The sequence below is a fragment of the Methylovulum psychrotolerans genome (genome assembly GCF_002923755.1).
Lineage (GTDB): Bacteria > Pseudomonadota > Gammaproteobacteria > Methylococcales > Methylomonadaceae > Methylovulum > Methylovulum psychrotolerans.
The window spans coordinates 1-19,931 of sequence record NZ_PGFZ01000003.1; the positions used below are offsets into that span (position 1 = coordinate 1).

Here is a 19,931-nt window from a genome sequence, read left to right on the forward strand (position 1 = left end):
GTCCTGTCCGGCGGCGCGGGCAGCGCCGTCAACCTGCTCCTGCAAGCGCGCAAACAGCTCAAGCCCGTCCTCAACCTCGGCCTGCCCGACAGCTTCGTCGAACAGGGCACCCGCGAGGAATTGCTGGCCTTGTGCGGCTTGGATGTCGCGGGGATTCTGGCCAGCATCAGGGCGTTTGACGGACAATAAGGCGATGTAAGTAACCGCTCAACAGGGTAAGGGGCTTTTTCCCCTGACTTTCACTTGTTCAACAGGGATCTGCGAAGGGCGCACGGATGCACACCCTCAGGGGTGTAAATACCCACAGGAGGTAGAGCAACGCAAGCAGCGGTTGCCGAGAGGGCTGGGGTTGAATTCACAAATGTTAAAAGAATATACGCACACCTACTTATAAGCTCAGGGCGGACTTCGCAAGTTCGCCTTGGCTTTTATCCCCCATAACCCATCCAAACCACCAAACGCTGGGACCATGCGGCAGGCAATACCGCCAGCCACCAAGTGCCGAAATTTAGTGGGAAAGGGAAGCTGATGCGGCCTTGGTTGCGGGCCAGGCCTTTGGCGATGAGCCGTGCGGCTTGTTCGGGGCTGCGCATGAAAGGCTTTGGGCCGGCCATTGCGTCGGCCATCGGCGATTGGGTATAACCGGGCATGACCACGCTCAGTTGCACATTATCGGCCTGTAGCCAGCCGCGCATCCCTTCACCATACGCTTTCAGCGCGGCTTTACTGGCGCAATAGCTGGGCGTGACGGGCAGGCCATAATACGCGGCCAGGGAGCTGATAAGGGCAATTTGGCCGCTGCGGCGTTGGCGCATGGCCGGGGCTAGGGCATGGACGAGCGCCAAGTTGGCTTTGATGTTCACATCTAACAAGCTTTCCATCTCCGCCCACGATTCGCCTTGGCGGTTCTCGCCTTGGCTGATGTTGACACCCGCGTTAGCCAATACCAAATCAGGACAGGGCAGGCTCGCCAGCCAAGCTTGTAAGGCTGCGATGTCGCGCAAATCCAAATTATGGGTGGTGACGTGGGCCCCCGCTTCGGTGCAAGTGTGCGCCAAAGCGGCTAGGGCGGCGCTATTGCGGCCTTGTAAAATCAAGTGGTGGCCGGAGGCGGCATAATGCCGGGCCAGTGCCCCGCCAATCGCCCCAGTCGCCCCAGTGATAAGGATGGTCTGGCTGTCCGGCCTCATAATAAGGCTTCAAGTGGCGATTTCTCGCCATTGAGGAAGCGCGTGGCGTTTTTCACCGCCAGATCAATGCCCGGCTTGCTGTACAAGCTGCCGTTCACTTGGGTGGTGTAAATGACGGTGTTGCGGAAACAGCGGAATAGTTCTTGGTCGGGTTTCTCGTTATTCGTCCAAAATGCATCCAAGGGGCCTTGGAAGGTCAGGCCGCGTAGATTATAAATGGGGTTATTCAGGGTGATGGTCGGGCAGTCCAACTCCAATGCCAAGCCGCCTGCGGTGCTGTTGACCGTTACCAAGCCCCGCGCACTGGCGACCAATGTATTGAGGTGGCCCGACTGCAAAAACAAGATGCGTCCGCTTAAGTCGAGTTTTTGCGCCAACTTTTCGATAATTTTCCCGTAATTGAGCAGGCCGGCATCTAAGGGGTGGGTTTTAATCACTAGCCAAGACTGGGTTGGGGCGTGGGCGGCAAATGAGCGCATGACCAGATCAATGACTTCGACCATATTGGTAAACGTTGAATGCACTTGTATTTGTGAGTCGCTGTTCAGTTGTAGGGGCAGCAGATAGAAGGGGATTTTTTTGCGCAGCAGGTGGTTGATGTCTTCGCTATCTTGTTTACGCGTCAGATGCAGCCTGACGAAGCGGTTAACATAACCGGCATATTCCAGCGGTACGGGATCAGGGGCATGGCTTTTATAATGCCGGAACAAGAACGGGTTGCTGAAGCCGGCGATATGGTACATGACATCATGCCCGGCCCGCACCCGAAAAGGCGAATGGAAGGTTTCGGTCTCAACCGGGGCGGGTATGTAGCTGGCGGTGTGCCTAAACCAATCAGGGTCCCTAGGCAACATAGAATAACCGTTCACACCTTCGCGCTCAAGCGTCATCCAGTAAGGGCGAAAATAGCCTTCTTCAAACACATGGGTGCGGATGCCGTGCTGCCGCGCGTGCTGTTTTGCCGCCAAATGGATGGGGCGGCAGTCGCCAAACAAGATTTGGTCGGTAATGGCGTATTTTTTTCTGATGGTCTCCAGCGTGTCGGGCAAATACTTAAGCTCGTTTTGGAACAGCGTGGCTTTACGCGGTGTCCAGTACAACATATCACCCGCGGTAAAATTGACTTTATGGACGGCATGGCCTAGGGAATGCAAATGGTCGGCCAACTTGGCAAACAAGGGCGAACACGGGCCTTGCAGGAGTAAAAACGAGCGTTTGCCCGTATTGGCTGCCGTTTGCCTGTGTATTTGTGCCTTAATGAAGATCATGGCATTTCCTCACGGTAAGCTTGAAGGGTTTGGTCGATTTGCGCTTCGGTATGTTCGCAGGAAATGAAAAACCGCAGCCGCGCACTTTTTTCCGATACCGCAGGATATAAGATGGGTTGGACGTTAATGCCTTTTTGGAAGAGGGCCTCGGACATGCGTACGGCACTGAGCGAACTGCCGGTTAGGGCAGCAATAATCGCTATGCCTTGGCTTTGCCCGGTATCCATCCCTAAGCGTTGGGCTTGCGCCAAGAAATAGGCGGAGAGCTGTTGTAAGCGCCGCACCCGTTCCGGCTCCTGCTTAAGGATGTGCAGGGCGGCCAAAGTAGGGGCGGCAACTTGCGCGGGCATTCCGACGCTGTATAAAAAACCGGGTGCCAGAAACTTCAGATGTTCGACCAGTGCCGATTCGCCAGCGATAAAGCCGCCACACCCGGCCAGCGTTTTACTGAGCGTCCCCATCCAAATATCGACTTCTTTACCGTCAATGCCGAAATGGTCACGGATACCTAAGCCGCTATTACCCATAACCCCCAGCGAATGGGCCTCATCCACCATCAAAAACGCCTTGTGCTTGCATTTGACGGCAATAAATTCGGGTAAATCAGGATAGTCGCCGTCCATGCTGTACAGGCCTTCCAAAATAATCAGCACCCGTTCGTACTGGCGGCGATTTTCCTGTAAGAGCCTGTCCAAGGCCGCATAATCGTTATGCGGGAAAGACAGGCGTTTAGCCCCCGACAATTGCGCCCCGATTAATGAGCTGTTGTGGATCAGCTCATCATGGACAATCAGGTCATTAGTCCCGAACAGGTAACCGATGGTGGTGACATTGGTGGCGTGGCCACTGACCATCACCACCGCATCATCAACACCGTAAGTTTGGGCGATGGCGGTTTCCAGTTGCCGATGCACGGGCCGTTCGCCGGACACCAAGCGGCTGGCCGATACCGATGTGCCGTATTGGTCAACCGCGTCTTTGGCGGCTTGCGAGACTCTAGGGTCGCCGGACAGTCCCAGATAATTGTAGCTGGCATAGTTGATATAGGTTTGCCCGCCGATTTGTGTGGTGGCGCCGGCTACCCCTTCATGCAGACGGAAAAATGGGTTGCCCACCCCCAGTTGTGTGCTGCCTTTATAAATGAGCTGGATTTGTTTATAACCGGCCTGCTGGTCAAAACGGCACCACGCCTCAGGAATATCCGCATGTTTTGCTAACGGATTAAGGCCTGATGGGCTTTTCTCAAGCTGTTTCAGCTTATGCTCAAGGGCTTGCTGAATGAGCTTATCTTTAAGGTGTCCCGAAAGACTTTTGCCAGTCATAGTTAAGTGAGTATCCTGCTAGTACCGTTAGTTTCTATATCGTTGGTCAGCTGCACTAACTGTTCTGCCGTCAGTGCCGAGTCGTGCTGTTGTGCTACACTATGGATCTGCGCTTGGAGCCCGTCGCCGTTAGCGGCCACATCCGTATCGCCGCGCAAATGGGCGATTAAGCGTTCGGCCAGCTTGTTGATACTGGAGGCCTCGCTTAAGGCCATGACCGGAATCTGCACCTTAAAGCGGGCTTCGATAGCGATCATCAGTTCCACGCCCATTAAAGAATCCAGTCCCATGTCGTACATGGAATGGTTGGCATCAATTTTGTCCTTACTTATCAGCAAAATCTGCGCCAATTCTTCTTTTAACATATCGGCGAACAGCGTTTTTAAGGCTTCGTCGGGCAACTCCTCGACCAGACGCTTTAGGTCGGCAGCAGAATCGTCGTGGTGTTCCTTGCCGGGTGCTTGGAGTGCCAATTCCCGAAATTTGGGTGACGGGGCACTCGGTAAAAAACTGCTCAGATGATGCCAGTCATAAGCCATAATCCCTAAAGTGCCGCTATCGTTCTGGAGCAGTTGCCCCAGTTGTGCCAAGGCCAGTTCGGAAGCGAGGGCAGGACCGCCTAAACGGTTTTGCAAGGCTTCCTTAATTTTCGGGTTACGGGCCAAAAAGCCCACGTCATCAATCGCACCCCAAGCAATGCAGGTGGCGGCTAAGCCTCGTTGCCGCCGATGCACCGCTAAGGCTTCCAACCAACTGTTGGCGGCGACATAATGGCTTTGCCCCGGATTGCCGAACAGCGTGGTCACCGATGAATACAGCACAAAGAAATCCAGTGGCAGCGTCGCAGTCAGTTCATGCAAATGCAATGCCCCGTCAATTTTGGGCGCCATCACCTTATGCAGTTGCTCAGCATTGAGGTTTTTTGCGAAACCATCCTCAATAACGGCCGCCGCATGGATAATACCCGCTAGCGGTGGCATGGTTGTCCGGCATTGTGCTAAGAGCCCGGCGACGGCGGCTTTATCGGTCACATCGACAGCGGCAGCATGGACGGCGACCCCTTGGGCGGCAAATTCTGCTAGGGCAGCTTGGGCTTCTGGGGAAGCCGGGCCGCTCCGGCTGACTAAGATTAGATGTTTGGCACCGTGGGCCACTAACCATTGGGCAGATCTTAACCCGAAACCCCCTAATCCTCCTGTGACAAAATAACAGTTGTCGGCGCTAAAATGCACGGGCGGCACGGTGTCGGCCTGTATCGGGTCGGTTTTGTCAGGAATGCCCTGTTCATAAGTGACGACAATCTTGCCGATTTGTTTGGCCTGCTGCATATAGCGGAAAGCATCGACCACTTGGTTGGCATCGAAGGTGGTGTACGGCAAAGGGTGCAGGATGCCGTCATGAAACAGCCCCATCATTTCCGCAAACAGGCGTTGCGTCAATTCTGGCCGAACTTGCATCAGTTGGTCGGCATCTATGCCGAAGTAGCTGATATTATTACGGAAAGGACGTAAGCCGATGTGGGTGTTTTCGTAGAAATCGCGTTTGCCCAATTCCAAAAACCGCCCAAAGGGTTTTAAGACCTGGAAATTACGGTTAATGGCTTCACCCGCCAATGAATTCAATACCACATCGACACCGTGTCCGCCCGTCTGCGCAAGAATATCTTCGGCAAAGCGTAAGGAGCGGGAATCATAAATATGCTTGATGCCCAGCAACCGCAAAAAGTCGCATTTTTCTTCAGTGCCTACCGTAGCATAGACTTCAGCCCCCAACCATTGGGCGATTTGGATGGCGGCAATGCCTACCCCGCCCGCCGCCCCGTGGATCAGGACTTTTTCGCCCGCTTGCAGGCGAGCCTGATGGTGTAGGGCGTAATAGACGGTGAAAAAAGTGCTGGGTATCGTGGCGGCGGCCGCGTAACCGATGCCATCAGGGATTAAGGTAATGGCATTGGCTTGGGTCACCACCCGATTGCTGAAACAGGCAGGCCCCATGCCCACCACCCGGTCGCCCGGCTGATAAGCGCTCACGCCTGCCCCAATGCGGCTGACCCGTCCGGCAAATTCCAAGCCTAAGGTTGGGCCGACAAAGCCGTTTTCAACCGCCTCGTCCGACAATAGCCCTAGGGTATACATGACATCACGGAAATTAAGGCCGGTGGCTTTTACTTCGATTTCAATTTCATCGGCTGCTAGGGTGCGGGTCGGCACCGTTTGCCAGTGCAGATTGCGTAATTGGCCGGGTAATTTAAAGCCTAAACGCACGGTCGGAGCCGTCGCGTCAGCGGTGGCTTTAGGGGTGCTGCGGCCAGCGGTGAGTTTGTCCCAACTGCGCAAACGCGTGGCAAACCGCCCACCCTGTGCAGTCAACACGATTTCTTGCTCATCATCGGGATAGAGCAATTCTTTGGTAAGCGCCGTTAAAAGGGCGGGACTGTCACCATTAAGGTCTACTAACTGTATACGGTATTGGCTGCTTTCGTTCATTAGGCAGCGCCCGAAACCCCATAAGGCGGCATCATGGGCGATGCTGTCGGCAGTGATGCCAGTGATAGCTTGGTCGCAGGTGAACAAGCCCGCCACTTGTGACGTGAGCAACCAGACCGTCGTATTGGCGGCGGTGTTTTCACAGGCGCGGACAATATCGCTGGCCAACCAACAGCGTTGGGTTTGGTAACTGGCTTGTGTTTGCCCAAAACCGGCCAAATGGACGATATGTGTGTAGGCCTGCGCCAAAACGGCGGCGAAACCGTCTTGCTGGGGGGCGGCAATAGCGACTTGCTGGCCTAAGTTGCGCAAGGCAATGGCCAACGCTTGGGCGCGGCTGTATTCCGGCTCTTGGGTATCCGCCAGTAATAGCCAAGTTTGGCGGTTTTGGGTGGCATCCGCAGGCTTGGCAAGGGCGGTATGGGTGGTCAGGATATAAGTGCCGGAATAGCAATCGGGCATCAGCTCAAAGCAATCGGTTGCACCAAAACCTAAGGTCTCCAGTTGCTTACTGACCATTTCGGCACTGAGTTGCGGTGACAAGTAACCGGTTTCGGCATTGCCCAGCCACCAGTCGGAAGCCAAGCCCAGCACGGCATCAATCCAGCGGGCCGGTTGCAGGCCGATAATCCAAACTGGACTCCCAGGCACCAGCAACGCGCTTAATTGCCCTAAAACTTGTTGGGTGATTTCGGTCTGTCCGGCATTCAGATGGACAATGGCAAAATTGGCGGGTTTTGCCAAGGCTTGCCGATTGTCTTCGGCAGTTTCCGACCAGCGTAGGCTATGCAATAAAGGGTAACTTTCGCAAAGATGGCGGGTAGCGGTAAAAGCCGTGTCACCAATGCTGGCGACGGTGTAATCGGCTTGGTTAAAATCCCATTGCGGACATAGCAAGGGGGCAAACGCCGGACTATGCGCACTGATTTCCAAGACTTTAAGGCGTTGCCCCGCCGGTAAATTGGCGATAAGCTGCTGATACTGCTGAACAAATTCCGAAGCCACCGGGCCTTTGCTGGTGTAGGCAAAAACATGCTGGTTGATCGCCGTATATAACGCCGCTTCGATACCCAGTTGGCTGGCTTGGCGTGTACCGTCCAGCAAACTGCGCAAGTGCATTCCGGCACGTCCGGCCAGATGGGTCAGATAGAAGTAATCTGGATAGTCTTGCACCAAGGTGTGCCAGATTGCGCTAGCGGGAACCTCTAATTGTCCGGCTTCGCGGTTAAGCTCCCAGCCGCCGTCAGCCGTCGCTAAGATAAGTTGTTGGTCGGCGGCGACCGCCAGTAAGGCCGCTAACAGCGGAGCCGTTTCGGGATGGCTTTGGTGATGTGCCGCCAACCCAACGGGGCTTAATAAACCTTGCCCGTCCGCCATAGCGTTTAAGGTTTCGGCGATAAATTGCTGGCATAAGCTGTCCAGTAACGGTTCCACTTCCGTGCTGTAGCGCAGTGCCGCCGTTTGATACGCAGGGCTGAGCTGGCCGTTAGCTAAGGTAAAGGCCACCGCTAAAGGCTCTGCGGTACCCAGTGGGGCGGCAGTCAAATGGTAATCCAGATACTGTAAGGCTTGGGTGTGCGCCTTATGCAGGCGGATCGCCCGGAAGCGCACGTCTTTCAGTACGGCAACGGCCTCGCCTTGCGCATCGAACAGCGTGAATTCGGCCTTTAAAGAATGTGCCCCACGATGCAGTAAACGGGCGTGGGCCCAAAGTGGCGTAGCTTTTGTGCTACGGACATGCAGCCTGCCCATTTTAACGGGGACAAAAGCAATATCCCGATGTTGGTGCAGTTCGTCTTTCAGGACTTGGAAAATTAACTGGAAAGCATTATCCAGCAAGGCAGGGTGCAGATAATACGCTCCCAGCCCTACGCTAAGGGCGGCGGCAGGGGTCAGCCGCGCGATGGCGCTGTCACCATCCAGCCAACCTTCGGCGATGGCCTGAAAGGTCGGGCCATAATCCAGCCCGACAGCGCGGGTTAATTGGGCATGGCTAGCCCCGTCAAAATCGGCGGCGCGTTCCGGCAGGCTAGGCATCGGCACTTGCAAGTGCTGGCCGGTCGGGTCGCTTAACACCCGTCCTAAGCTATGTTGTAGCCACTCTGAGGGCTTGTTGTGGTCACGGCTTTGGATGGTAAAGCTACCGTCAGCCGTTAAAGCCAAGCGGATAACTTTGCTGTGGTCATGGCTGAGTAATAAAGGGGCACGGATTTCTAATTCTTCAATATCAATAAAATCCGTGGCGTGGCTTAAATGTGCCGCCGCCAAGGCCAATTCGGCAAAACCAGCACCAGGAAAGACCACCGCGCCGCCGACATTGTGGTCGGCCAAAAAGGCCTGCAACTGGGTGTCCAGTTGGTTTTCCCAAATCAGCGCGTGTTGTTTTAAGGCGTGGCCCAGCAAAGGATGCAGGGTACTTTGATACAGTAGGCCGTGCGATTCCGCTGTAATGGGGTGCCAAAGCGTTTCCCGTTGCCAAGGATAATTGGGTAACAGCAGGTGCTGCCCTGCGACCGGGAACCAGCGTTTGTAGTCGAATGCGGCACCTGATAACATTAATTGCGCGGTACTCTGCAATAATTGGGCAAAGGTATCGTTATTACGCGTCAGGGTCGGGATGACCAGCCCGGTATAGTTACCGTTTTTCAGGCCGTCATTCAAATAAGCTTGGAGTACCGGATGGGCGCCAATCTCCACAAAGGTGTTACAGCCAGCCGCTAAGAGGGCGTTGGTGGCGCTGGCAAACTGCACGGGTTCGCGGATATTGTGCCACCAGTAAGCCCCGTCGAGTTTTTCATCGAGCAGGCACTTTCCGGTTACTGAAGAGTAAAAAGGTAGGATGGGGCGGTTGACGGTAAGCCCCGCCAAATCTTCGCGTACCCCCGCCTCAATAGGGTCCATTGCCGGGCTGTGGAAAGCGTAGTCTAAATCTAAGCGCTTGAAAAAAATCTGCGCAGCGCTTAACAGGCTTTCCATACGGGCCAATTGTCCGACTGCCCCGGCCAAGGTGACGCCCCGGTGGCTGTTAATGCCCGCCAGATAGACTTCATCCAGACCGTTGGCGGTCAGCCATTGGCGCATCGCCTCGGCATTCATGCCGACGGCGGTCATACCGCCTGAGCCTTGGGTTCGGCCTTGATGGTGGCTACGGTAAAAAATCACCTGTACGGCGGCAGCTAACGACAATGCCCCACACGCCCACGCGGCGGCGACTTCACCGACACTATGTCCGATGACTGCCATCGGCTCGCAACCGTGTTCGCGCAAGACCTCAGTAACGCCCACTTGCAGGGCAAATAAGGCGGGCTGGGCTATTTCCGTGCGTTGGTAACGGCCTTTACCGTTGCGGCCCGCCAATTCATCGGCTAAAGAAAAATCGGCGTAGGTTTGGAACAGCGCGTCGACTTGCGCCACTGCCCGGCGGAAGGTGGCCGATTGCGCCAACAATTGTTTGCCCATGTTTTGCCATTGGCAACCGTTACCCGAATAGACAAACGCCAAGCCTTGGGCTTGGGGCAGATGCGGGCCGGTATAGGCGCGTAAGGTGGTGGGCTGGGTTTTGTCGGGCGGCGTAGTTTGGGCGGCGAACTGCTTAAGTTGGATGGCGGCATCGTCCGCTGTCGCGCTGAACACCACCAAGCCGTGGGCATGGCGTTCGCGCTGGAAAAAGGTGTTATACGCCAAATCATACAGTGCCAAGCCAGGATGCCCGGCGGCAAAATCTGCCAGTGCCGTCGCCAGCTCTTGTAAGGCCGTCGGGTCTTTGGCCGTTAACAGCAGTGGCACGGTCTGCGCGGGCGGCACGGGGGTTCGGGCTTTTTTCAGCCGTCGGGTGGGTGGGGTCTGTAAAATGACATGGGCATTCGCGCCGCCAAAGCCAAAGGAATTAACGCCGATGGTCAAGCCGCCTTGGCTTTTTAAAGACCGGGGGGCGGTGACGATTTTTAGGTTCCAGTCTGCCAGCTTAATGTTCGGATTGACACTCTTGATGCCGATGGTCGCCGGCACCGCCCGGTGGTGCAGACAGTTTAAGGCTTTCGCCAAGCCCGCCACGCCTGAGGCCGACTCCAAATGCCCCAGATTACTTTTCACCGAGCCAATTAACAGCGGTTTCCGGCGTTTTTGCCCTAAGGCCAAGCCAATGGCATGGGTTTCGATAGGATCGCCCACTGCCGTTCCCGTACCGTGTGCCTCAAAGTAATCAATATGGTTAGGGTCAATGCCTGCTTGCGCATAAACTGAGCCCATCAACGCGGCTTGGGCATGGGGATTGGGGATGGTCAGGCCGGATTTATGGCCATCCGTATTGACCCCGTTGCCCGCCACCACCGCCAGGATCGGATCGCCATCCGCCAAAGCCTGCTCATAATTTTTTAAGAAAAACAGTCCGCCGCCTTCCGAACGCACATAACCGTCACCGGACGCATCAAAGACATGGCAACGGCCTGTTTTGGACAGCATGGTGGCTTTAGAAAAGGTGATAAACGCATAAGGGTGCAAGTGCAGGTTAATGCCGCCCGCTAAGGCTTCACTGATTTCTCCCGACCGGATAGCTTGGCAAGCCTGATGGAAAGCCACCAACGAAGAAGAGCAGGCCGTATCCATAGAAATGCTCGGGCCATGCAAATCAAAAACGTAGGAGATCCGGTTCGACGCGATACTGGGGATCATGCCCGTCGCCGCCGACGCTTCAATAGCCGCCAAGTCGTCCGCCATGCGGTAGGAATAATCGACATTGGAAATGCCGATATAAACGCCACATTGGCTACCGCGCAAAGAGGCCGGGGCTATCCCGGCATTTTCCAGCGTTTCCCACGCCAATTCCAATAACAGCCGTTGCTGGGGGTCCATAAACGCCGCTTCGCGCGGGGAAATGCCAAAAAATGCGGCATCAAAGCCGGATATGTCACCCAAACTCCCTGCCGCAAAGCTATAGCTGCTGCCAGGATGGCGTTTATCGGGGTGCAAAAAGCGCTCTTGCGCCCAACGTAAGGCATCGACATGGGTGACCATGTCTTTATTGGCCAGCAGATCGCCCCAGAAGCGTCGGGTGTCTGTGCCGGGAAAGCGTACAGAATAAGCTATCAGTGCAACACGGTTATTCATTCTAAAGTGTTTGTCCTATCGCTAAGGTGGGTGAATGAATAGAGCGGAACAGGCGATCGGATACATCAGCATCGCTATCAGTTAGTGTCCGCATTATTTTTGCGTCATAGCCAAAACTGAGTGGAGATAAAAACTCAAAGGCAATATATAGGGGTTTGTTTTTCATGACAAGGTAACTATGCACCATAAAAAAGCTCCAAAAAACCTTGACTTGGCGATTTTGGCTTATGATGTAAATTTTAAATGGGTACAGCCGTGACGGTTGTGGGTATTCTATGGGTTAAAAGAGTGGAGGTATCATTATTCTAGCAATAATAAGACCAGTGTTTCTATTGCTTAACGTGGCGTAGGCAGTTTACTGTGTTAAACACAAACAGTCGAGTGCATTGACGAAATGTACTGCCCTACAACCTTTGCCAATAAGATTCCCCACCGTCATTTTTAAACGTGACCAACAGATACAGAGGCTAAAACCTAATCGGCATCATCCTTAAATAAAAAAGGTTTATTTTAATCATCAATATCATCCATTTTATAGGCAGACATTTGTGCATTTTGCTGACCCAAAGGTACAGACTAACATACGAAGCTTAATTATTAATTAAGCCCGCTGCTATGGAACCCATAGTTAAATGTCATTAGACACGAAGGACACGATATTTTTCAAGCCATTTCTTTGCCTTCTTCTTGTCCGTCATAGTATTTTTCAGGGCGACAAGATCTGGTAACCCTATTTTACCCCTTAATCACCAAGCGGCTTTACTTGACCATTATACAGCGTACAGGATAACGTTTTTTGGATAGCGCTTGCCTTTTAAAGCGGGTTATTCTATTTAATTAAGCAACAAAATTGCTGGCTTATCGCTAAAGCTTGGAAACTTGCGCCCCTACCCGCCGGAAACTGAGCGCTGACAAGCTATGGTTGTCCATGCCAGTGCCGCTTGTGGATGATATGCCATTGCAACAGCAAGCGACAAAGGGGGTCGACGATGAAATTGGCGTGTCCGATAAGAAAGCAAAAGCCACTTTCACCTTGGCTGTGATGTCGCGCGTGGGTTTCCATGGAATACATCAGACGCATTTTTTGCAACACTTTAATTGCCGCCACGCCCCACGGCATGGTTTTTGAACCATGAACCCAACTGTGGACATGATTGGTGTGCAATACGCCCACTGAAATGATGAGCAAAGCGAAGGCTAAATAAACGCTGAGGGCATTTTGTTCGCTACGGGTAGCCAGTACCAGCGCCGTGATCAGCAACATGGCTGAGGGCACAACCGTTTCATAAAAAAAACTGGCATAGCGTCGGTTCAGATAGGGCGAGACATTGCGGTGATGCACTTTAAAATGGTAAACCGACATATCCAATCGGCTGGAGTTTTCGACAATTTGCCGTTTTTTATCGGCAAAATCCGGCGTGTTTCTGTCGCCTGGATAAAAGTACAACTCGTCATAGTGTTTGGCGTAATTTAACGGCTGGTAGTCGATAAACAAATGTGCCAGACCGCCGATAAAGTCGGCGATAAATAACGACACATAAAGCACGGCAAGAAAGGATAAGGCTGAAAACTGCTGCCACTGGATAAGGTAAAAGCCTGCTATCAATGCCAAGAAATAGCTGAGAATAAGCCAGGAGGTCAGTTTAGCGTAAAATGGCTGCATGGAGTGCCTTGTCATTAGGGGAGTTAAGCCGCTGCAACGGACGTTTTGGCCACCCTGCCTGTAAAAATGCGTGTCCGCTGTCCAAGTAGGCTGGTGCTATCTTGGGTTGCCCAGCTTGCCTGCACGGAATTTTTCAACCACGCGGCAATCCGGCGTGGCCTACCGCAACACCGCGCTCAGCCCCAAAAACGGCTATGGAACATGATCGCCTCTTTGTAAATGGTAGGCATCTTCAAAGCCAATTATCGCCTATTTATAAGCTATTTTTGGGGTGTAAGCAATGGGGTAATTTGGAATATTAGGTCGTCTTTAGAGACTTCACCCGGTTTTCTATAGATGATTTGCCCTTGTTGGTTGACAATTACGGTGTAAGGCACGGCCTCCATTGCGTCGCCGAATTCACGGGCCAGCGCTGCCCCGGTGGTTTCGGCCAGCAATAACGGATAATTGATAGCCATGTCCTCATGAAAATTTTTCACCGCTTTCGCTTCATCAATAGCGATGCCTAAAAAGACCACCCCTTGGCTGGCCCATTGGTTTTGTAAGGCGACAAAGGTGGGTATTTCTTTACGGCAGGGCGGGCACCAGGTCGCCCAGAAATTGACGACGAGGATTTTGCCTTGCCATTCAGCGCTGCTGTGAGTTTTGCCCGCCAGATCCGACAAAGTGAAGGCTGGCATGGGTGTCGGTTCGGTGTTGGCCAGCGAGGTCAGCAGATGCTTGGTGAGAATGCCGGCGGCTAAAGCGAACACAGCCGCCAGTAAAATCAATCCGGTATTTTTCATGGTTGCAACGCCGCTAAGGTTTTTAGGAAGGTATCGGCATCTTGATAACCGACCACCCGTTGCGCCGCCTGTTCTTGGCGGTCTTGGCCGAAAAACAGGATAGCGGGTGGGCCCACCAACTTGAAGCGGGCCAATAGGGCTTGGTCATCGGCATTATTGGCGGTGACATCGGCTTGCAGCACGACAAATTTCGCCAACGCCGTTTTGACTCTAGCATCGGTAAAGGTATAAGCCTCCATTTCTTTACAGGAAATGCACCAGTCGGCATAAAAATCCAGCATCACCGTTTGGTGTTGGGCGGCGGCTTGCTGGATTTTGGCTTCCAATTCGGCCAGCGTCGCCACTTTGCTGACGCTCAGCCCGGTCTCGGCGGCTTGTGCCGTGCCTGTAGGGATAGCCGCCAAGCCTTGCAACGGTTTTAAAGGATTGCTGTTGCCCATGCTGACCCCTATCAGCAGCAATAAGCCATAAGCCAACATCAATACGCCTAAGCCTTTCGAGAATTTACGCCAGCCTGAACAGTCCGGCGGCAAGGGTTCCAATGCGCTCAGATAAACCGAGGGTAGGATCAACAGCATCGCCCACAAGGTCATGCTGATGGCCGGGGACAAAACCCGGCTGAGCATCCACACCGCCACCGCCAGCATAATCACGCCGAACACCACTTTGGTGGTGTTCAGCCAATCGCCCGCTTTCGGCAATAAATGCCGTGCCGAAGCCCCCAAAACCAATAACGGCACGCCCATACCCAGCCCCATAACAAACAGCGCCGCCCCGCCTAACAGGGCATTGCCGGTCTGGCTGATAAAAATCAGCGCCCCTGCCAAAGGGGCGGCGACGCAAGGGCCGACGATCAGCGACGATAACGCCCCCATAATCGCCGCGCCCCATAAGGAGCCGTCACGATGGCGTTCGCTGGAATTATGCAGCCGCGCCTGTAAGGCCTTGGGCAATTCTAAATGGTAAAAGCCGAACATGGACAAAGACAGCACCACAAATACGGCACTAAACAAGACAATAATCCACGGTTGCTGGAACGTCGTTTGCAAATTTTGCCCGAACAGGGCGGCCAGTACCCCAAACAACGTATACATCACCGCTGAAGCCAGCACATAGCTCAGAGACAACAAAAAAGCCCGGAAAGTGCTGATGCGGTTGCCGTGGCCGATAATAATGCCCGATAAGATAGGTATCATCGGGAAAATACACGGAGTGAAGGCCAGCAGTAGGCCAAAGCCAAAAAAGCTTGCCAGCGTCGCCAGCGTGCTGTCTTGGTGCAGACTTTGGGCAATGGCATCCTGTTCCGATAAAGATGCAGGCGTAAGGCTTGGGTTAGCCGGGGCGGCGGTGGCGGCAGGTAAGGCTAAGCTGATGGTTTTGCTCATCGGCGGATAACACACGCCCCGGTCGGCGCAGCCTTGGTATTTCGCCTCTAGGCTGATGGTGGTGGCCGCCGTACCCGCACGGTTTAGCGGGACGTTAAACGCCAGTGTGTTATGGAAAATTTGCACTTGCCCAAAGGCTTCATCGTGTTGTGGCGTACCGTTGGGGATGCTATACGCGCCCAATTGGCTGCCGTCAGTCTGGGTCAGCGCCAATTGGACTTTTTCGCGGTATAAATAATAGCCTTCGGCAATCGTCCAATTGACTTGCACCGTTTGGGCATCTTTAACCGTCGCCGAAAACTGGAAGGCCTGTTCGGGCGGCAACAGCTCGGCGGCGGCTTGGAAACCGGAAAAACCCTTTACCCAACGCGCCAAGGGGTTGGTAGCCGGGGTGGCGCTGGCCGTACTGGCGGCTGGCGCTGGGGGCAAGTTGACGGTTAAGGTCTGCTTTTGCGGCGGGTAACACACGCCCCGGTCGGCACACGCTTGGTATTGCACAAACAGCTCCAAACTCGGCGCGTGGTTGGGGTTGTTGAGCGGTACGGCCACCTGAAGCTGGTGGTGGTAGTGCTCAATATCGCCCAAAAATTCATCATGCTTGATCAGCCCGTCAGGATACACGCCCTCGCCCAAGGTCACTGCGGCGGTTTGCGATTTCAGGCGCATATTATTGCGGTATACCGAATAGCCGTCGGCAATCTCCCACGTCAGTTGCAACTGTTGGTCGCTGAGGGCTTGGGCGCTGAGCTTAAAGGCTTGGGCAGGGGGGAGTAGGGTGTCGTCGTCGAGTGCAAAAGCGGCTTGGCCGACTATCGCCAGCCAGCAGAAAATTATTGTTTTGTAGAAAGGCATGTGGTGATCCAGTCCAAATATTCAGGTAAACCGCGTTCTATCGGTACCGCGATGATTTCAGGAAGCTCGTAAGGATGATATTTAAAGAGTAAGGTTTCAATCGCTGCGTAATGGCCGATACTGGTTTTAATCAGCAGCAACTGCTCCGTTACCGATTCGATTTGCTCCTCCCAACTGTAGACAGAGGTGATTCCTGGAATAATGTTCACGCAGGCCGCGAGTTTTTTGCTGACCAATAAGTGGGCAAGCTTTTTCGCGGTGGCCTTATCGGGACAGGTGCAAAGGATAAGTTCAACGTTAGTTGGCATGACGGCATCTCACTAAAAACGGGCAGAGCAATATTATCCTAGAATTTCACCCAGATTACCCTTATATTGTCGGGTTAAGAGCATTTAACCCGATGTTCACGTTTTCATAAAACCCGTCCTGAATAGGGTGGGGGATTTGTTAAAAACACAAGCCTGTAGAGTAAGGCGGCTCCCTCCCCTGATGGGGAGGGCTGGGGTGGGGAGAATAAAATCAATAGCTTATACATATAGCTCAGAGATTGTAAGCAGGCTGTTTTTTAATTTGTTTAATGAAAAAAGTCTTATTTGGATTCTCCCCACCCCACCCTCCCCATCAGGGGAGGGAGACGGATTTTCGTTGCAACTTGTTGTATTAATTAAATATAATAACTTATTTGTTACCCGCGATCTGAACCATTTATTTTAATTTGAACCTCAGATTTAAAGATAACGTCTGGCCCAAGGAGCCTGCAATGAAAATCATCCAAATACTGTTTCTGGTGGTGCTGACCGTACCGTTTATAGAAATTTACCTGTTATTGCAAGTGGGCGGCCTGATCGGGGCGTTTCCGACCATTTTTCTGGTCGTGTTCACCGCCATGCTGGGCGCGTGGCTATTAAAACGGCAAGGCTTGGCGACTTTTCAACGCTTTCAGGCCAGTTTGGCAAAAGGCGAAATGCCGGCTTATGAGATGATTGAGGGGCCGATTATCTTATTGGGTGGCGCATTGCTGTTAACGCCGGGCTTTCTGACCGACATACTGGGTTTTGCCTGTTTGGTGCCGGCCTTGCGCCGACGCATTGCCCAATATGTTTTAGAAAACCATCTCTTGCAAGCGGTAGGGGGATACGGTCAAGGCCAAACGCCCGAACGCGATGCCTTGGAAGGTGAGTTCCGTAAAGAAGACTAAAACCCAAAAGAACTACTTCCCTGTAGTTCTTGTTTAACTAAGGTTTAGCTGGCGGCGCTGTCATCGGTGGCTGGAGTGCTGGCTTCGCTGGCGGCAGCGTCGCAAGTGCTTTTACCCATACCCGCATAAGCAGGGCAAAAACCGCTAAAACCTGTGCCGACCAACACTAAGCCAACTAACAATAAAGCAATTTGGGCGGTGAATACGGACACAACGAGCAAGCCTGCGCCTGCGTATAAACGGTATTTTTTCTCTTTTTCACCGACGTTGTGTTCAAATTTGAGCATACGTTTAAAATCAAAACTCATCTGAAAATCCTCTCTCTATGTAGTTGTTATTTCTATTGCCAGCAATAGGTTATGGCTCATAAGAGCCGGATCAAATATACACAGCTCCCAAAATTCTGCAAGCGATATAAATTTATTATGGACGTAACGACAATCATCGACCCCTTAAATGACGCGCAACGCCAAGCCGTCACTGCCCCTTCCAAGGCCATGCTAATTTTGGCGGGCGCGGGTAGCGGCAAAACCCGTGTGCTAGTCCACCGCATTGCCTGGCAGATTGAAGTGGAAGGCCTGTCGCCGCAAAGCATCTTGGCGGTGACGTTCACCAACAAGGCGGCGCGGGAAATGCGCAGCCGTATCGAAACCCTGCTCAATGTCTCGGCACACAGCATGTGGATAGGCACCTTCCATGGCATAGCCCACCGCCTGTTGCGCCGCCATGCCGCCGATGCCAAATTGCCCGACACCTTTCAGGTGATGGACAGCGCCGACCAATTGCGGGTCATTAAACGGGTGCTGGCCGCATTAAATTATGACGAGGCCAAATGGCCCGCCAAACAAGTGCAATGGCATATCAACGCCCAAAAAGACGAGGGTATCCGCGCCCGCCATGGTTTAGAGACCGGGGACGTGTACCAACGCACCATGCTGCGGATTTACCGCGCTTACGAAGAGCTGTGCGACCGCTCCGGCTTGGTCGATTTTGCCGAACTGTTGTTGCGCGTCCATGAATTATGGCGCGATAACCCCGCTATTTTGGCACATTATCAGCAACGCTTCCAGCAAGTCCACGTTGATGAGTTTCAAGACACCAACACCATTCAATACGCGTGGCTGCGCCTGTTGACCCAAGAGAGCAATAATCTGTTTGTGGTCGGCGACGACGACCAATCCATTTACGGCTGGCGCGGTGCGAAAATTGAAAACATTTACGGCTTCCAGCAGCATTACCCCGACCACGAAGTCATTAAACTGGAACAAAATTACCGCTCCACAGGCAACATCCTCAGCGCCGCCAATAAGATTATCGCCAATAACAACGGGCGCATGGGCAAAGAGCTATGGACGGAAGCCGGGCGCGGCGAACCTATCCTGTTATACACCGCCTTTAACGAACAGGACGAGGCGTATTTTGTCGTCGAACGTATCCGCGCTTGGGCGGAAGCGGGTAATGCCCGCAACGGTTGCGCCATATTATACCGCTCCAACGCCCAATCCCGGCAATTTGAAGAACGCCTGATGCAAGCCGCCATCCCCTACCGGGTCTATGGCGGCCTGCGCTTTTTCGACCGCGCCGAAATCAAAACCGCCTTGGCGTACTTGCGCCTGCTCGCCAACCGCCATGACGATGCCTCGTTCGAGCGGATTATCAACACCCCCACGCGGGGCATCGGCGCGAAAGCCTTAGACGACATCCGCGCCCTGGCGCGTAGCGATAACCAATCGCTGTGGGCGGCGGCGATTGCCTTGCTACAAAGCGGGCAACAGGCGGCGCGTGCCGCCAATGCCCTGAGCGGGTTTTTAATGCTGATTAAAAAACTCGCCGAACAGGCCGAAGCCTTGCCGCTGCATGAAAAGGTCAAAGTGGTTTTGGAAAAAAGTGGCTTGCGGGATTATTATGCCAAGGATACCGCCAATAAAGGCGAGGAAAAAGTCGAGAACTTGGATGAGCTGGTCAACGCCGCCCGCCATTTTGACTTGGCGGTACTGCCCGCCGATGAGGATAATTTTAGCCCCTTAGATCGGTTTTTGGCCCACGCGGCCTTAGAGTCCGGCGACATGCAGGCCGAGGATTTCGACGACTGCGTGCAATTGATGACGCTGCATTCCGCCAAAGGCTTGGAATTTAAGCTGGTGTTTCTGGTCGGGCTGGAAGAAGGCCTGTTCCCCTCGCAACAATCCGTCGACGACATTGCCCGCTTAGAAGAAGAGCGGCGCTTGTGTTATGTCGGCATCACCCGCGCCATGGAACAGCTTTATATCACCTACAGCGAATCCCGGCAGCTCTATGGCCGCGAAAGCTACCCGAAACCGTCCCGGTTCTTGCGCGAAATCCCTGCTGACACTATCCAAGAAGTGCGGCTGCGGGCGCAAATCACCCGCCCGGTGACGACCGTCAACATCGCCGCCAAACCGGCTTTATTGACTGAAAGCAACCATTTTCAGGCTGGGCAAACCGTGCGCCATGAAAAGTTTGGGGTCGGGCGGATTTTGCAAAGTGAGGGCGAAGGTAAGCATGAGCGGGTGCAGGTTAAATTTGCCGAGGGGGTTAAGTGGTTGATGTTGAGTTATGCTAAGTTGGAGTTGGTTAAATAAATCCCCCGCTAAAACCCGTTAACCCAAAACGTTCAATAAGCCATAACCCTACTGGTAAAGCAGCTCCAAAGCT

Annotated in this window: 12 protein-coding genes; 3 read left to right on the top strand and 9 right to left on the bottom strand. The window is 53.5% G+C overall.

Annotated elements, in window-relative coordinates; all coding sequences use genetic code 11:
* On the top strand, positions 1-189 hold a 189-nt coding region (locus tag AADEFJLK_RS07995), incomplete at its 5' end, for a hypothetical protein (RefSeq protein ID WP_146054537.1).
* A 239-nt stretch (positions 190-428) separates the two neighbouring features.
* On the opposite strand, the gene AADEFJLK_RS08000 is transcribed toward AADEFJLK_RS07995, so the two are convergent.
* From AADEFJLK_RS08000 to cutA, 8 genes are all read right to left on the bottom strand, one after another.
* On the bottom strand, positions 429-1,190 hold the full coding sequence (locus AADEFJLK_RS08000) for an SDR family NAD(P)-dependent oxidoreductase (protein WP_088618239.1): 762 nt from the start codon (positions 1,188-1,190) through the stop codon (positions 429-431).
* Positions 1,187-2,458: a capsule biosynthesis protein gene (locus AADEFJLK_RS08005; RefSeq protein ID WP_088618238.1), complete on the bottom strand. Its 1,272-nt coding sequence runs from the start codon at positions 2,456-2,458 to the stop codon at positions 1,187-1,189. The genes AADEFJLK_RS08000 and AADEFJLK_RS08005 overlap by 4 nt, the downstream gene beginning before the upstream one ends.
* Entirely contained in the window at positions 2,455-3,780 is a 1,326-nt protein-coding gene (locus AADEFJLK_RS08010) for an aminotransferase class I/II-fold pyridoxal phosphate-dependent enzyme (protein WP_103973895.1), read from the bottom strand. The genes AADEFJLK_RS08005 and AADEFJLK_RS08010 overlap by 4 nt, the downstream gene beginning before the upstream one ends.
* Positions 3,781-3,782: 2 nt before the next feature.
* Positions 3,783-11,372 carry a type I polyketide synthase gene (locus AADEFJLK_RS08015; RefSeq protein ID WP_103973896.1) on the bottom strand — a complete coding sequence of 2,530 codons (7,590 nt, stop codon included), beginning with the start codon at positions 11,370-11,372 and terminating at the stop codon, positions 3,783-3,785.
* A gap of 916 nt (positions 11,373-12,288) precedes the next feature.
* A complete protein-coding gene (locus tag AADEFJLK_RS08025) occupies positions 12,289-13,035 on the bottom strand; it encodes a fatty acid desaturase CarF family protein (RefSeq protein WP_157678983.1) in 747 nt (248 codons plus the stop codon).
* Positions 13,036-13,295: 260 nt separating this feature from the next.
* Positions 13,296-13,820 carry a TlpA family protein disulfide reductase gene (locus AADEFJLK_RS08030; protein WP_103973898.1) on the bottom strand — a complete coding sequence of 175 codons (525 nt, stop codon included), beginning with the start codon at positions 13,818-13,820 and terminating at the stop codon, positions 13,296-13,298.
* Entirely contained in the window at positions 13,817-16,057 is a 2,241-nt protein-coding gene (locus tag AADEFJLK_RS08035) for a protein-disulfide reductase DsbD (protein WP_103973899.1), read from the bottom strand. The genes AADEFJLK_RS08030 and AADEFJLK_RS08035 overlap by 4 nt, the downstream gene beginning before the upstream one ends.
* Entirely contained in the window at positions 16,036-16,365 is a 330-nt protein-coding gene (gene cutA / locus AADEFJLK_RS08040) for a divalent-cation tolerance protein CutA (protein WP_088618232.1), read from the bottom strand. Before cutA ends, AADEFJLK_RS08035 begins: the two co-directional genes overlap by 22 nt.
* A 452-nt stretch (positions 16,366-16,817) precedes the next feature.
* Between cutA and AADEFJLK_RS08045 the strand changes: the two genes are divergently transcribed.
* The gene (locus tag AADEFJLK_RS08045; protein WP_103973900.1) at positions 16,818-17,255 is read left to right on the top strand and encodes an FxsA family protein; all 438 of its coding nucleotides are present in this window, start codon (positions 16,818-16,820) and stop codon (positions 17,253-17,255) included.
* A gap of 44 nt (positions 17,256-17,299) precedes the next feature.
* Here the strand turns inward: AADEFJLK_RS08045 and AADEFJLK_RS08050 are convergent, their stop codons facing one another.
* A complete protein-coding gene (locus tag AADEFJLK_RS08050) occupies positions 17,300-17,563 on the bottom strand; it encodes a YgaP family membrane protein (RefSeq protein ID WP_103973901.1) in 264 nt (87 codons plus the stop codon).
* A 117-nt stretch (positions 17,564-17,680) separates the two neighbouring features.
* Between AADEFJLK_RS08050 and uvrD the strand changes: the two genes are divergently transcribed.
* Positions 17,681-19,858 carry a DNA helicase II gene (gene uvrD / locus AADEFJLK_RS08055; RefSeq protein ID WP_103973902.1) on the top strand — a complete coding sequence of 726 codons (2,178 nt, stop codon included), beginning with the start codon at positions 17,681-17,683 and terminating at the stop codon, positions 19,856-19,858.
* Positions 19,859-19,931 lie beyond the last annotated feature (73 nt).